This window comes from Haloactinospora alba (assembly GCF_006717075.1).
Lineage (GTDB): Bacteria > Actinomycetota > Actinomycetes > Streptosporangiales > Streptosporangiaceae > Haloactinospora > Haloactinospora alba.
This window is the reverse complement of the sequence record NZ_VFQC01000001.1, coordinates 1777819-1791634: the sequence shown is the minus strand read 5'-3', so window position 1 is coordinate 1791634 and position 13816 is coordinate 1777819. Positions and strand designations below refer to the sequence as shown.

General features: G+C 67.3%; 11 protein-coding genes. 6 read left to right on the top strand and 5 right to left on the bottom strand.

What is annotated here, in order from left to right:
- Positions 1 to 10: 10 nt before the first annotated feature.
- The 3 genes from FHX37_RS08075 to FHX37_RS08065 form a co-directional block, all read right to left on the bottom strand.
- The gene (locus tag FHX37_RS08075) at positions 11 to 958 is read right to left on the bottom strand and encodes a VWA domain-containing protein (RefSeq protein WP_141925111.1); all 948 of its coding nucleotides are present in this window, start codon (positions 956 to 958) and stop codon (positions 11 to 13) included.
- A 61-nt stretch (positions 959 to 1019) separates the two neighbouring features.
- On the bottom strand, positions 1020 to 1997 hold the full coding sequence (locus tag FHX37_RS08070; protein ID WP_141923270.1) for a DUF58 domain-containing protein: 978 nt from the start codon (positions 1995 to 1997) through the stop codon (positions 1020 to 1022).
- Between the two features lie 12 nt (positions 1998 to 2009).
- On the bottom strand, positions 2010 to 3065 hold the full coding sequence (locus tag FHX37_RS08065) for an AAA family ATPase (protein ID WP_141923267.1): 1056 nt from the start codon (positions 3063 to 3065) through the stop codon (positions 2010 to 2012).
- 175 nt (positions 3066 to 3240) lie between these two features.
- On the opposite strand from FHX37_RS08065, the gene FHX37_RS08060 reads away from it, so the two are divergent.
- Both FHX37_RS08060 and FHX37_RS08055 read left to right on the top strand, forming a co-directional pair.
- Complete coding sequence (locus tag FHX37_RS08060) at positions 3241 to 3987, top strand: hypothetical protein (protein ID WP_141923265.1); 747 nt, start codon at positions 3241 to 3243, stop codon at positions 3985 to 3987.
- A gap of 117 nt (positions 3988 to 4104) precedes the next feature.
- Positions 4105 to 4410, top strand: a complete 306-nt coding sequence (locus FHX37_RS08055; RefSeq protein WP_141923263.1) for a 4a-hydroxytetrahydrobiopterin dehydratase — start codon at positions 4105 to 4107, stop codon at positions 4408 to 4410.
- 8 nt (positions 4411 to 4418) lie between these two features.
- Here the strand turns inward: FHX37_RS08055 and FHX37_RS08050 are convergent, their stop codons facing one another.
- Positions 4419 to 6041, bottom strand: coding sequence for an AMP-binding protein (locus tag FHX37_RS08050; protein ID WP_141923260.1), 1623 nt, complete (start codon positions 6039 to 6041; stop codon positions 4419 to 4421).
- A 123-nt stretch (positions 6042 to 6164) separates the two neighbouring features.
- Here FHX37_RS08050 and FHX37_RS08045 point away from each other — a divergent pair, with 123 nt between their 5' ends.
- Positions 6165 to 7178, top strand: a complete 1014-nt coding sequence (locus FHX37_RS08045; protein WP_141923258.1) for an acyltransferase domain-containing protein — start codon at positions 6165 to 6167, stop codon at positions 7176 to 7178.
- A gap of 17 nt (positions 7179 to 7195) precedes the next feature.
- Here the strand turns inward: FHX37_RS08045 and FHX37_RS08040 are convergent, their stop codons facing one another.
- Complete coding sequence (locus FHX37_RS08040) at positions 7196 to 7381, bottom strand: hypothetical protein (RefSeq protein WP_141923256.1); 186 nt, start codon at positions 7379 to 7381, stop codon at positions 7196 to 7198.
- Between the two features lie 663 nt (positions 7382 to 8044).
- Between FHX37_RS08040 and FHX37_RS08035 the strand changes: the two genes are divergently transcribed.
- From FHX37_RS08035 to FHX37_RS08025, 3 genes are all read left to right on the top strand, one after another.
- Positions 8045 to 9391 carry a heparan-alpha-glucosaminide N-acetyltransferase domain-containing protein gene (locus tag FHX37_RS08035; RefSeq protein WP_246062189.1) on the top strand — a complete coding sequence of 449 codons (1347 nt, stop codon included), beginning with the start codon at positions 8045 to 8047 and terminating at the stop codon, positions 9389 to 9391.
- A 161-nt stretch (positions 9392 to 9552) separates the two neighbouring features.
- Positions 9553 to 10560 (top strand): tyrosine-type recombinase/integrase, encoded by a 1008-nt coding sequence (locus FHX37_RS08030; RefSeq protein ID WP_246062188.1) that lies wholly within the window; start codon positions 9553 to 9555, stop codon positions 10558 to 10560.
- A 328-nt stretch (positions 10561 to 10888) separates the two neighbouring features.
- A complete protein-coding gene (locus FHX37_RS08025; protein WP_342777600.1) occupies positions 10889 to 13792 on the top strand; it encodes a UvrD-helicase domain-containing protein in 2904 nt (967 codons plus the stop codon).
- The last annotated feature ends 24 nt before the right edge of the window (positions 13793 to 13816 follow it).

The window sequence follows — 13816 nt, the reverse complement described above, 5'->3', positions numbered from 1 at the left end:
CCCCGGTGGTTCAGGGTAGCCGTTGGAACCAGAGCAGTGAGGTCGTGGCGGTGGCGGCGGCGAGTAGTAGTGCCGCGATGAGGAAGCGGTTGGCGATGTTCTTGTTGACGGTTTCGGTTCCCAGGGAGGATCCGATGTCGGAGTAGACGTCGGTGAGTTCTGCTTCGGATTCCGCTTCGTAGAAGTGGCCGTCGGTGTGGTCGGCGAGTTGGTGGAGGGCGTCCTTGTCGATGTCGGCCGGTACCTGTTCTCCGTTGATCTCGACGAGTGCTTTCTCGGTTCCGAAGGCGATGGTGGATACCGGGATGTTGGCTTCGGAGGCGGCTCTGCTGGCTTCGGTTACGGAGCGGCCGCTGGTGTTCTCTCCGTCGGAGAGCAGTACTACCGCTGAGGGCGGGAGGTCGGACTGTTCTTCGGTGTCGTAGGACTGGATGGCCTGTAGTGAGGTGAATACTCCTTCGCCGATCGCTGTTCCGGTGGAGATCCGCAGGGTTTCGATGGAGTCGGTGACGGCTTTGTGGTCGCGTGTGGGGGAGGAGACGACGCTGGCGGAGGAGGAGAAGGCGACCATGCCCACGTTGAACCTGTCGGGGAGTGCGTTGACGAAGCCTTTGGCGGATTCCTTGGCGGCGCTGATCCGGTCTGGTTCGACGTCGTTGGCGACCATGGAGGGTGAGACGTCTATGGCGACCATGATGGTGGCGCGTTCGCGGGGGACGTCCACCGGTAGGGCGGGGCGGGCGAGGGCCGTGATCATCAGGCCTATGGTGGCGCAGAACAGGGCTGCGGGGACGTGTCGGCGCCATTTCGGCCGGTTGGGGGCGACGCGGTCGAGGAGGGCGAGGTTGGTGAAGCGGAGCGTGTAGTGGGTGCGGCGGGATTGTAGCCACAGGTATACGGCGATGAGGGCGGCGAGGGCGAGTAGTAGCCATAGCCATCGTGGGGCTAGGAAGGTCATTCCGAGGACGGTCACCCGCTTTTCCTCTCTTCCTCGCCGGGAGTGGGGTCTCGTGGTGGTGTCAGCGGGGGATCGGTGGTGTGTTGTGGACGCTGCGTCGTTGCTGGGTGACGAATCGGGCGATGTCGGCGACCCAGTCGCGGTCGGTGCGTAGTGCTATGTGTTCCACGCCGCATCGGCGGAGGCCGTCGTGGATGGCTTGGCGTTGTGCCGTGGCTGCCCGGTGGAAGGTGTCGCGGAGGGCCGGGGTGAGGTGTACTTCTCGGACTTTTCCGGTTTCCGGGTCGGTCATGGGGACGAGTCCCATGGCGGGCAGGTCGGTTTCGCGGGGGTCGGAGACGGTGACAGCGAGTGTCTGGTGGCGGGCCGAGATGTGACGCAGGGGACGTTCCCAGGAGGCGGGGGAGTCGCGGTTCGCCTCGGGTGGGGTGTCGAGGAAGTCGGAGATGATGATGCGCAGCCCTCGGCGGGGGTGGGAGCGGGCCATGTCGTGCAGGGCTTCGGGCAGGGAGGTTGTGTTTGGTGTGTCCGCGGTGGGCCGAGCGTCGCGTGGGGCGGCCTTGATCGTCGCGAGCAGGGTGATGAGTGCTGCTTTTCCCGAGCGCGCTGGCCAGCGGCGGATGCGTCCGTTGTGGAGGAAGTGGACACCGAAGCGGTCTCCCACGCGTTGGGTCAGCATTGTGAGTGCGGCGAGCGCTCCCATGGCGACCTCGCGTTTTTCCTGGTGGGCGGTTCCGAAGTCCATGCTGGCTGAGAGGTCGAGCAGGGTCCAGCTTTCCAGCTCGTGGTCGGCGACGGGGTCGCGTACGTGCGGTGTTGTGGTGCGTGCGGTCACCGCCCAGTCCATGAGCCGTATGTCGTCTTCGCCGGGGTGGTAGACGCGTGCTTCCGCCGGTTCGCTTCCGGGGCCTACGCGTAGGCCGGGGTGTTCGCCGTGTAGCAGCCCCTCCAGCCGGCGTACGACACGCAGGTCCAGGTGGCGCAGGGCCGCGGTGAGTTCCCGGTCTATGGGGATGGCTGCGCGTGTGGTGGGTGGCATCTCTGGTGCTGTCTAGTTGACGGTCGTCGCGGTTGCGGGGGTGTCCCAGATGACGCGTGGTGGGGGAACGGTGGCCAGGATCTGGTCGATGACGTGGTGAGGGGTTATGCCGTCGGCGAGGGCGTCGAATGTGAGGATGAGCCGGTGTCCCATGATGTCGTGGGCGAGCTGGTGCACGTCGTCGGGTAGTACGTAGTCGCGCCCGCGGATGAGGGCCAGCGCGCGTGCGGCCGCGACGAGCCCCAGGGTGGCGCGTGGGCTGGCGCCGATCTCCACGACGTGTGTGAGGTCGGGGACGCCGTAGTTCCCCGGCTCGCGGGTTGCCATGACGAGGCGCACGATGTAGTCGGCGATGAGCTGGTGCACGTGTACTTTCTGCGCGTCCTGTTGGAGCTCCCGCAGGGTCACCGGGTCGAGTATCCGGTGTGCCGTCGGGGGGTCGGCACTCATCCGGCGCAGGATTTCCATTTCCTCGTGTGCTTGGGGGTGGGGGACGGTGATCTTCATGAGGAAACGGTCACGCTGCGCTTCGGGCAGTGGGTAGACACCTTCCGACTCGACGGGGTTCTGGGCGGCGATGACGACGAAGGGGTGGGGGAGCTGGTACGTGTTTCCTCCCAGCGAGACCTGCTTTTCCGCCATGACCTCGAGCAGGGATGACTGGACTTTGGCCGGGGCGCGGTTGATCTCGTCGGCGAGGACGAAGTTGACGAACACGGGGCCGAGTTCGACGTTGAACTGTTCGGTTGAGGGGTGGTAGACGCGGGTCCCGACAATGTCGGAGGGAACCAGGTCGGGAGTGAACTGCAGGCGGGTGAAGGAGCCACCGGTTACTTTGGCCAGGGTGGAGACCGCCAGGGTCTTGGCTATTCCGGGCACCCCTTCGAGGAGGCAGTGCCCGTTGGCTATGAGTGTTATCAGGCAGCGTTCCACCATCTGGTTCTGGCCGACGATAACGGTGGAAACCTCGTGTAGCGCGGCACGAAGCAGCCGGGTGGAGTCACCCTGTCTGTCGCTGTTGTCTGTCGCGGTTTCCGTGTCGTGCAGGGGGAGGGGCTCTTCCGGCATGTGTTTCTGCCTTTCAACCGCTGGCGGCTGTCTTAGCTCCGCTGGTGCCGGGTACGTTTATGAACGCGTGTCGGTGATGTTACCTGGCTGTTCCGTTGTGAGGGGTGAAGGCGTGGGGGTGGCGCGGTTTCACGGCCGGGTGTGTGCGCCGGGAGGGCGGTAGCCAGGCGTGTCGATGCCGCTGAATGATACTGATCCACGTCAGGTCGGGGCCTTTCGGCTGGTGGGACGTGACCGGGTGGAACCGGCCGGCACGGTGTACGCGGGCAGCGACGCTGCGGGCCGGTCGGTGAGCGTCGCGGTGCTCCACCCTGGGGCGGCGGGTGACGCGGCTGCGTGGGAACGGTTCGTCTCCGCCGTGCACGGCGGAGACGAACACGGGTACCGTCCGGAGGTTCTGGCATGCAACACGGGCGGGTCGAGCGCCCCGTGGGTGGCGGCCCGCCGCCGGTCGGGACAACCGGGTGCCGAGGTGTTCCTGAGGGCCGTTACCGTTCCGGACGGGGGGACACCGCGGGGAGCGCCGTCGTATCTTCCCCACTGGGCCAGCAGCCAGCACCCGCCCGCGGCCGTACGTTGGTCGTGGCTGGGTGGCGGGCAAGGGGCGGGTGGAGCGGTCGCCGCACAGCCGTCCCGGTCGGTGGTGTGGGGAGTGCTGGCGCTGCTGCTGGTGGTCGCGGTGTTGTTGGTACTGCTGTACTTCCTGCTGTCGTCGTTGTCGCAGCAGGCGGATGTGAACTCGTGGCAGCAGCCCTCCTCGCCCCCGCCGTCCCCTGTGGAGGCTCCGAAACCGGAGGAGGACGCCGATCCGCAGGTGTCGCCGGGATCTCCCCGGGAGCCGTCGCCCAGCAGCGAGCCGCCGACGGCTCCCTCGGAGGGTTCCCCGCCCGGAAGCCCCCGGGACCCTGAGGGGTTGGCCTGATGTGTCCCCTCGGGGGTGCTTCTTCCCACGAAGACGGGGGAGGAGGGGTTACCCTGCCGCTGCAACGGCAGGTCGCAACGAGTGCGCCTGCCTGCCCGTGTGTGCGAAGGAGGCAACATGGCCCTGTTGGAGCAGCAGCAGATCCAGGACGGTCTGGCCCGGTTGGAGGGCTGGGAGTGGGATCCCGAGTCCAACGAGATTCGCCGAACCGTGGCGATGCCGAGTTTCATGAGCGGCATCAACCTTGTCACCTCGGTCGCGCATGTCGCGGAACAGGCCGACCACCATCCGGACATGGACATCCGGTTCAACCGGATCACCTTCCACCAGACCACGCACGCCGCTGGTGGGGTTACCCAGCAGGATCTGGATATGGCTTCCCGGATCGATGAGCTCGTCTCCGATGCCGCCCCGACCCGTTAGGGGCGGGGTCATCGGACGGGAAAGTGCAGCCGGGAACGCCGGATCTTTCCGGACGGGGTGCGTGGCAGCTCGGTGACGAAGGTGACGTAGCGGGGATAGGCGTGTGCGGCGAAACGGTTGCGCACCAGTTCCTTGAGTTCCTCGGCGAGCTCGTCGGTGGGGTGCGCGTCGGCCCCCAGCACGACGCTGGCGGCCACGGTCTGCCCGCGTAGCTCGTCGGGGACCCCGTACACCACGGTCTCCTCGACGGCGGGGTGCTGCAACAGGGCTGACTCCACGTCGGCGGGACCGATGCGGTATCCCGACATGAGGATGACGTCGTTGTCGCGGGCGGAGAAGAACAGGTACCCGTCCTCGTCCTGGCTACCGGTGTCTCCTGTCAGGTACCAGCGGCCGTCCGGGGTGAAGGGCGCCGTCGCCTCCGTGGTCATGGCGTGGTATCCCGTGAACCACATCGCGGGGCTGTTCGCCACGTCCACCGCGACACGCCCGAAGCTGCCGGTGGGGGCTTCCTCGTCGGTAACCGGATCCAGGACGGTCATGTCCCAGCCGGGCAGTGAACGCCCTATCGAGGCCGCCCGAAGGTCGGTCGCGACGTCGGGATGGTGGTGCTGTCCGGCGCACATGCCGAGTTCGCTCTGTCCGTAGTGTTCGCGTAGCGCCACCCCGAACGTGTCGAAGGCCCAGTCCACCACGTCGGGAGTCAGCGGTTCCCCGGCGCTGGAGAGGCAGCGGAGCGCGATCTCGGGCGGAAGGGTCTTCACCGTGGCTCGCAGGGTCCGGTAGACGGTGGGAGCCGCAGCCATGTTGGTCACCCCGAAGGTCGCGAGTACGTCCAGGGTCAGTTCGGGGTCGAAGCCAGCGCGGAGCTGCAGCGTGCGGTGACCGGCGAGAAGGGGAGCGACCAGGCCGTAGTACAGCCCGTAGGCCCAGCCGGGGTCGGCAGTGTTCCAGTACACGTCGTCGTCGGTGACGTCGAGACCGTAATGGTGGTAGGCGTGGAACGCTGCCAGCGCCCGTACCGGCACCTCGACACCGCGGGGGGAACCACCCGTGCCCGAGGTGTACAGCAGGATGAAGGGTGCTGCCCCGCCGACCGCCGCAGGCGGCACCGGGGGAGCGGAGGGGTCGGCGAGGCCGGTGAGTGTGTGGTCCCCGTCCCGCAACGGTGCCGTTGTGGTGGTCACGACGTGCCATGGCGCCTCAGCGGGCATGTCCGGGCCGGGGTCCAGTTTGAACCGCTGGTCGTCGTCACAGACGACGACAGCCACGGTGGGGTCGGTGAGGCGCAGGGCCACGGCGGAAGGCGCGAGAGCGGTGAAAAGAGGAACGTGCACGGCTCCGAGACGCCACAGCGCCAGGGCCGTAACGGCCAGGTCAGCACCGCGGCCCATGAGCGTGGCGACATGGTCGCCGCGCGTGACACCCAGTCGGGCCATGCCGTCCGCGAGCTCGGTGGAGCGCCGAGCGAGTTCACCGTAGGTGAGGTCCCGAGAACCCAGGTCGGGACCGATCTCGGTGATGGCGACGGTGTCGGCGGGATGGCGGTCGCACAGCAGGTGGGCCACACAGGTGTCCGGGGTGTCGTATGTGGCTAGCCAGTCATGGATTTGCTGCGCCGGAGCAGGCATCGGTGCTTGTCCTCTTTTCGATGGAACATCATGATCAGCACGGTCCAACACCAGAGTATTTCCCGTGTGTGACGGTGCCCTCATTTCTGGGCGACACCGGTCGCCGTCAGCGACGATGGGGGAATGGACACCGATACTGTCGTCGAACGCTTCGGTCTCTCGGAGACGACGGAGGCGTGGCTGTACCAGGCCGCACAGTTGCCGCGACCGTCCGGAGGAGTGCCGCTTCCGCCCCGTTGGGAGGCAAGCGGTGCGCTTTCCGTCTTCGGACTGGCCGACGAGGACGCCACCGAACTCGTGCACTGGTGGCCCGATGACTCGTGGCCGCCGGAACTGTGGTGGCTGCTGGAGCGCATGTACGCCCAGGTGGTCGCCGACCTGTACACCCGAACGCCGGAGTGGCGTCACTGGCCCGCCCTGGTGGAGGCCGACGATCCGCGGCTACGGTGCGCTTCCGTGTTCGCTTTCGCGGCCGCCGTGCCCCACCTGGCGGAGGTTCACCGTCGGCTCGGTGTTCCATGGGAGGCCACGGCAGCGACCCTGGGGGACGTTGGGCGCCACGTCGCCCAGACACGCAGGATGTTCGGCCGTGTGGGGCTGGAGACCGCGTCCTGGATAGCGCTGCACTTCCGGGCCGGCCTGTACGCCTTGGGGCGCCTGCAGTTCGAACCCAACGTTCTGGCCGAGCAGGCGGCCGTGACATGGTACCCCGCCTCGGAAGCGGCCTCCCTGCCCGCGGAACTGCACCCCGGCCAACCAGCGCTCCGCGTCCATATCCCGGCGGAAGGGCCATTGGACGCTCGGGGAGTGGAGGAGTCGCTGACGCGCGCCCGCCCGTTCTTCCGCTCGTGTCTCGGCACGGACTATCCGGTGGCGACGTGCACGTCATGGTTGCTGGACCCGCAGCTCGCCGAGTACCTGGATCCCGCGAGCAACATCATGGCGTTCCAGCGGCGGTTCACGCTGGTGGAACGCCAGAACCCCGGGAACACCGACGTCTTCCGGTTCGTGTTCGGCATGCCCGAGGTCAGACCGGACGAGGCCCCGCAACGGACCCGGTTGGAACGCGCGGTTGTGGAACATCTCCGCAACGGCGGGCAGTGGCACGTACGTACCGGCTGGTTACGACTCGGGTGATTCGGTGCGGGGAACGCTCACGCGGTGTCACCGGGGTCGGGAACAGCCGACCATCCCGTGGTCAGGATCCGTCCGGAGCCGTGGCAGTCACCGCAGGGCCGCGGCACCACCATCTCGCCGTAGAGGTCGCTACCGGTGTAACCGACGACGTTCACGCGTAGGCCACTTCCTTGGCACCCCTGGCACACGATCGTAAGGTCCATCCTTGCAGGATAACTGCCCTACGGCGCCCGCCGGGGAAGTGCCGCACCCGTATTACTTTACATAATGTTTCTTATCGGCGTGTTTGGGAGGTGGGAGCGAGAGGGGTTGAGGGCCGTTCTGTCGGCGGTGCGTTCCGCTGGCACAGCGGCATGCGACCGGCGCCCGGGCCGCTTCGGCGGCTCGTCGTGTCGCGGTGTGTCGGGTGCGGTGAACGGCGCGGGCGCCTCCGACGTGTTCCGCGGCGCCGCCGATGCCGTGCTGGATTCTGCCGGTTCCTCGGCATCGCCGATTTGTCGTACGCGTCGTCGCACCTGTCCGTGTCCCGTGGGTGCAGCCCGTGCCGCGCCCTGTTCGGCGAAAGGACAGCAAGACAGCCAAGGGTCGGTTCGGCACGGTTGCGAACTGGTACGCACCGGTTCGCCTGCCGGTCCTGTTGTTGGCTTGTTCTGCCCCTTTCATCCCCCCTCTACCGCTTTATGGTCGATCGTACTTTTCATGCATAAATTGCGTTATACATGATTTTGGAGCATTGATGACCTTTTGTGGGGTTTCTCGTCCGTGATGGTGTGGGAGGGGCGCACCTCCGGCCAGTTGTCACGTCCATTGACGAAAAGCCGTGGGATACGGGTGCTTTTTGCTATGTTTCGCGGGAGCATCGAACGGTGACGGACCGCGACGACCTCTCCCCGATCCACATGGGCGACGCCAACTCTCCGATCGCGGAGGCGGAACGTGTGCGACCAGTGGCACACACGCCTCCCCCCTCCCCTGCTTCCACTTCCCGACGCTTCGCGTTCCCGCGTCTTTTCCCCGGTTACGGCCCCGGGCGGTTGCTCGGGATCGACGTGGCGCGCGGCCTGGCCATCGTGGGGATGTTCGTGGTGCACCTCGGCCTGGGGACCTCCCTGGGCGGCGGTTCCGACAACCCGTTGATCCCGGTGGTGTCGGGACGCGCAGCAGCCCTGTTCGCGGTACTGGCCGGCGTGTCGGTCGCGCTGCTCTCGGGGGGTGCCACGCCGAAGTCCGGTGGGGAGATGGGAGTCGCGCTGTGGCGAGTCGTGATCCGGGCCCTGTGCATGCTGCCGGTGGGGACACTGCTGACCATGCTGGAGACCGGTCCGGCGATCATCCTGTCCTATTACGCCGTGTTCTTCGTCCTGGCGGTTCCGTTCATGCGGGAACGGTGGAAGGTCGTGGCCGGAACGGCGGCCGTACTGGCCGTTGTGGGGCCGGTTTCCTCGTTCGTGCTGCGCGGGATGTTGGAAAGCGGGCCGTTGGCGGTTTCCGTTGCCTGGATCAACACCCACGACCCCCTGGTGGCGCTGTCCGGGGAAGGGATCGTCGCCTTCCTGCTGACCGGCTCCTACCCTGCCGTCACCTGGATGCCGTTCGTGCTGGCGGGACTGGCCATCGGACGGTTGCGCTTGGGAACAGCACGGGTGCAGTGGGTCCTGACCGCGGTTGGGACGGGAACAGCCGTCCTGGCCTACGGCGGGTCGTGGCTCGCGATGGCCGTTGGGGGGAGTGAACGCCTCGATGCGGCGTTCCGCTCCCAGCAGGCGCAGGGCTACGGGAGCGAACAGTCCCTCGCCGACACCCTGCGTACCGAGCTGGGGGGAACCGTCCCCACCGGCGACTGGACGTGGCTGCTGGCCGCCGCTCCGCACAGCGGAACCCCGTTCGAGGTGTACGGGGCCGGTGGGGTCGCCATAGCCGTCCTGGGAACATGTCTGCTGGCCGCCCGCTACCTCTCCTGGCTCCTGTTCCCGTTGGCGGCCCTGGGCGCGCTGGCTCTGACGACCTACGCCGGGCACATCCTGGCGATCTGGGTTGCCGACCACGCACTGCTGTCCGGCACTCCCCTGGCCTGGCTGACGGACAACCTGGCATGGAGCGTACTGCTGGGGTCCCTCGCCGGTACCGCTCTCTGGCGGATGCTCCTTCGCCACGGACCGCTGGAGTGGACGCTACACACGGTGTCGACCGTGGTCGCGCGGCGCATCCCCTGACCGGGACCGCAGCGTTACGGCGCCTCGCGCGTGGGTTGTGCGGCTGAGGGTGGGTGACGCCGTCGCCTACTCCCCTACTCTCTGCGTGGATGGATGTGGTTTCCGGACAACGGCGGGCTGGTTGGTGATCGCGTCCGCCGGAACCGGGGATGCTGGGAGACATGAGTGCTGTGGAGGCTGAGGCGTCACCGATGCGGGCGGTCGATGCCATCGAGAGGTACCTGGTGGTGCGGAGCGCGGAGAAACCCTCCTCCCATACCCTTGCCGCCTACCGCCGTGATCTGACCGGGGTGTTGGGATGTGTGGCCCAGGGGCGCGGCTGTGAACGCGCCGAGCTGTGGCTGGAGGACCTGACGGGTGGGGTGCTGCGTCAGGCGTTCGCGGATTTCGCCTCGGAGCGGGCGGCGTCGAGTGTGGTGCGCGCGTGGTCGACGTGGAACGGGTTCTTCGGGTTCCTGGTGGCCGAGGGGATCGTGGGGGGAAACCCGATGTCGGCGGTGCGCCGTCCTCGGTTGCAACCGGCGGAGCCCAAGCCGTTGCTGGGTGAGGACACGCCGGAGCAGCTACTGGAGGCGCTCGCCGCGGGATGTCGGAAGGCTCGGGACCCATGGCCGGAACGCGACATCGCGGTGCTGGCGCTGGCGCTGCTGACCGGGTTGCGCTCCGCGGAGATGCTGGCGCTGCGGGTGGACTCGTTGGGGGGTCGTCCCGGGGAGCGCCGTGTCCGGGCGTTGGGAAAAGGGGGGCGGGTACGTTCGTTGCCGATCGAACCTCCCCTCGAGGAGCTGATCGAGACGTACCTGCGTAGCCGGGAGACGCGGTTCGGTGTGCAGGTGCGGGGAACGGACCCGTTGTTGGTGGACAACCGCGGGGAGGGCTTGCGCCGAGGTGGGCTGCAGTACCTGGTCCGCCAGTGCTACAAGCACGCTGGGGTGCATGATCGGGTGGCGCGCGGGACACTGGTGCACGCGCTCCGGCACACGTTCGCCACACGGTTGGCGGAGGACGGGGCCTCGGTCACCGAGATCATGCGGTTGCTGGGTCATACGTCGGTCGCGTCGTCGCAGTCCTACATTGACGTGACGGCGTCGGCGCAACGGGAAGCGGCGCGTTCCAACCGCACCTACGGGGTGCTGCGGCGCCTCTCAGAGGGTGACGAGGGGGCGTGACCGGCTGTTGTGGTGTGTCCTGGGGTGCTGTGGAGCATGGTGATCTGCTGACAGGGTTGTTCGGGTGCGCTACTACGCTGATTTGCATATTCATTCGAAGTATTCACGGGCCTGCAGTAAGGATTGCGACATTGAGCATCTGACGTGGTGGGCCCGGCGTAAGGGGATCACGGTTGTGGGGACGGGTGATTTCACCCATCCGGCGTGGTTCGCCCATTTGAAAGAGGTGTTGGGGCCGGCGGAGCCGGGGTTGTTCCGGCTGCGGCCGGATATCGAGCGTTCGCTCGACCGTAGTTTGCCCCCTGCGTGTTCGGGCGCTGTGCGTTTCATGTTGTCGGTTGAGATATCGACGATCTACAAGTACGGCGACTACACGCGTAAGGTGCACCATCTCTGTTACATGCCGGATTTCGCTGCTGCCGAGGAGTTCAACCGTCGGCTGGGGGCGATCGGGAACCTGGGGTCGGACGGGCGTCCGATTCTTGGTCTCGATTCCCGGGATCTGCTGGAGATCGTTCTGGAGAGTGGGGACGGGGCGTATCTGGTTCCCGCTCACATATGGACGCCGTGGTTCGCTGTCCTGGGGTCCAAGGCCGGGTTCAACACGATCGAGGAGTGTTACCGCGACCTCTCCGGGCACATATTCGCCCTGGAGACGGGGCTGTCGAGCGATCCGGAGATGAACTGGCGTATCTCCGGGTTGGACGGGTACACGCTGGTGAGTCATTCCGACGCGCACTCCCCGCCGATGCTGGGTCGGGAAGCGAGCGTGTTCGACACCGACGTGGATTACTTCGCCATCCGTCGGGCCTTGGAGACCGGGCGGGGGTACGCGGGGTCCGTGGAGTTCTTTCCGGAGGAGGGGAAGTACCACTTGGACGGTCACCGCAAGTGCGGGACGCGTCTGGATCCTGCCGAGACCCGTGCGCACGGCGGGCGGTGTCCGACGTGTGGGAAGCCGGTGACGGTGGGGGTGCTGAACCGGGTGGACGCGCTCGCCGACCGTGCCGCGGGGGTTGCCCCTGAGGGAGCTGCGGGGTACAGCAACCTGATTCCGCTTCCGGAGATCGTGGGTGAGGTTCTCGGGGTCGGCCCGAAGAGCAAGAAGGTCCGTGGTGAGATCGACGTGTTGACCGCGGAACACGGGCCGGAGCTGGCGATCCTGGACGATGTCCCTGTCGATGACGTGCGGCGGCGTTCGGAACCGTTGGCCGAGGCGATCCGGCGGCTGCGGTCGGGTGAGGTGATCCGGCAGGCGGGTTACGACGGGGAGTACGGAACGATCCGGTTGTTCGAGCCCGGTGAGTTGCAGCGGTTGCGGTCGTGGGACGTTCCCGCGTTATTCGGCGAGGAGGCGTTGCCCGCTGGCGGCCCGCGCGAGGAGGGATCTCCCCCCTCCGCTCCCCCGGCTGCCGCGTCGGCAGCGGAGGGGTATCCCGCGGAGGTGGCGGTCGACACCGCGGATCCCTCCGCGGATGCCGGGGGTGACGGTGGCGGCGGTGTGCTGGAGGGACTGGACCCTGACCAGCGTGCCGCGGCCGGGGTCGCTGAGGGGCCGTTGCTGATCGTCGCGGGTCCGGGGACCGGAAAGACGCGAACAGTGACCTACCGTATCGCGCACGCTGTCCTGGAACGCGGGGTTCCTGCTGGGGAGTGCCTGGCGATCACCTTCACCCGCCGGGCCGCGGACGAGATGGCGGAGCGGCTGCGGGGGTTGGTCGGTGCCGAGGCGGACGATGTCACGGTTGCCACGTTCCACTCGTGGGGGATGTGGTTGTTGCGGTCCTACCGGTCCCGGTTGGGGTTGCCCGGGGAGTTCGAGGTTGCTGATGCCGCCCGGCAGGAGTCGGTGCTGACCGAGGTGCTGGGAGACCAGCGGTCGGCGAGGCGGTGGCAGGCCGAGCTGTCGCGGTTTCGGCGCGGTGGGTTGGCTGGGGACGACGCCGAGGTCGCTGAGGTGGCCCAGGGCTACGTTACGGCGTTGCGGTCCCGCGGTCTGGTGGACTACGACGACCTGATCGTTCTCTCGGTGTGGTTGTTGGAGAACGATCCGGAGGTGGCGGCGGAGTGCCGGAGACGGTTCCGGTGGATCACCGTCGACGAGTACCAGGATGTGGACGAGCTGCAGTACCGGTTGCTGTGGGTGTTGGCGCCGGCGGACGCCAACGTGACGGTGATCGGGGACCCGGACCAGGCGATCTATGGCTTCCGGGGGGCTGATGTCGGGTTCTTCCTGCGGTTCGAGCGGGACTATCCGACGGCGCCGGTGGTTCACCTGGGGCGGAACTACCGCAGTGGTCGCAACATCGTGGCGGGTGCGCTGTCGGCGATCGCCCCGGAGACGCTGGTGACGGACCGGGTGTTGGTGCCGGAGCGGTCCGACAGCGCCCATCGTGTCGGGATGCACGAGGCTGCGGACGAGCGCGCCGAGGCGGCCTACGTGGCGCGTACGGCGGAGCAGCTGTTGGGCGGTGCGTCGTTCCACGCGATGGACAGCGGCCGGGTGGACGGTGACGGGCACGGCGGGATCGGGTTTTCCGACATCGCGGTGCTGTACCGCACGGACGCGCAGTCGCGGGCTGTGGTCAACGAGTTGTCGCGTTGCGGGTTACCGGTGCAGAAGCGCTCGCATGACCCGCTGGTCGCGCGCGCGGGGGTGCAGGAGCTGGTGCAGGAGCTGACCTATGCGTCCTCGGCGGGTTCCGCCGCGGTGATCGACCGGGTGCATACGGCTGCCGAGGCGATCGTGGAGAGGTCCGGTTCGGGAGGCTACGAGCAGCGCAGCGCTGAGATCTACCGGGCGGTGGAGGTTGTTTCGCCGTTGGCGCGTCGTTTCGGTACGGACGTGCAGGGGTTCTGTCGTGAGGTGGCGCTGGGTGCCGAGGTGGACACGCTCGATCCGCGTGCGGATGCGATCTCTGTTCTGACGTTGCACGCGGCCAAGGGCCTCGAGTTTCCGGTGGTTTTCATCGTGGGGTGTGAGGACGGTGTGCTTCCGTTGTGGTGGCCGGGAAGCGAGGTTGACCCGGCGGAGTTGGCGGAGGAGCGCCGGCTGTTCTTCGTGGGAATGACGCGTGCGCAGGAGCGTCTTTACCTCACGTGGGCGAGGCGGCGGAACCAGCGGGACAGGAAGGCCTCGCGTTTCCTGTCGGATGTGGATCCCGGTGTCGTCGCCCGTGAGGAGGCTCCGCGGCGGCGGGGGCCGCGTTCCACGCAGCTCAGTCTGATGTAGGGGTGGTGCTGCGGCCGTCGGGGC

Bases quoted from the DNA above. Each gene is read 5' to 3' on its own strand.
- FHX37_RS08065 (WP_141923267.1), bottom strand. From the start codon at position 3,065: ATGCCGGAAGAGCCCCTCCCCCTGCACGACACGGAAACCGCGACAGAC.
- FHX37_RS08070 (WP_141923270.1), bottom strand. From the start codon at position 1,997: ATGCCACCCACCACACGCGCAGCCATCCCCATAGACCGGGAACTCACC.
- FHX37_RS08030 (WP_246062188.1), top strand. From the start codon at position 9,553: ATGAGTGCTGTGGAGGCTGAGGCGTCACCGATGCGGGCGGTCGATGCC.
- FHX37_RS08060 (WP_141923265.1), top strand. From the start codon at position 3,241: ATGCCGCTGAATGATACTGATCCACGTCAGGTCGGGGCCTTTCGGCTG.
- FHX37_RS08050 (WP_141923260.1), bottom strand. From the start codon at position 6,041: ATGCCTGCTCCGGCGCAGCAAATCCATGACTGGCTAGCCACATACGAC.
- FHX37_RS08025 (WP_342777600.1), top strand. From the start codon at position 10,889: ATGTTGTCGGTTGAGATATCGACGATCTACAAGTACGGCGACTACACG.
- FHX37_RS08075 (WP_141925111.1), bottom strand. From the start codon at position 958: ATGACCTTCCTAGCCCCACGATGGCTATGGCTACTACTCGCCCTCGCC.
- FHX37_RS08040 (WP_141923256.1), bottom strand. From the start codon at position 7,381: ATGGACCTTACGATCGTGTGCCAGGGGTGCCAAGGAAGTGGCCTACGC.
- FHX37_RS08055 (WP_141923263.1), top strand. From the start codon at position 4,105: ATGGCCCTGTTGGAGCAGCAGCAGATCCAGGACGGTCTGGCCCGGTTG.
- FHX37_RS08045 (WP_141923258.1), top strand. From the start codon at position 6,165: ATGGACACCGATACTGTCGTCGAACGCTTCGGTCTCTCGGAGACGACG.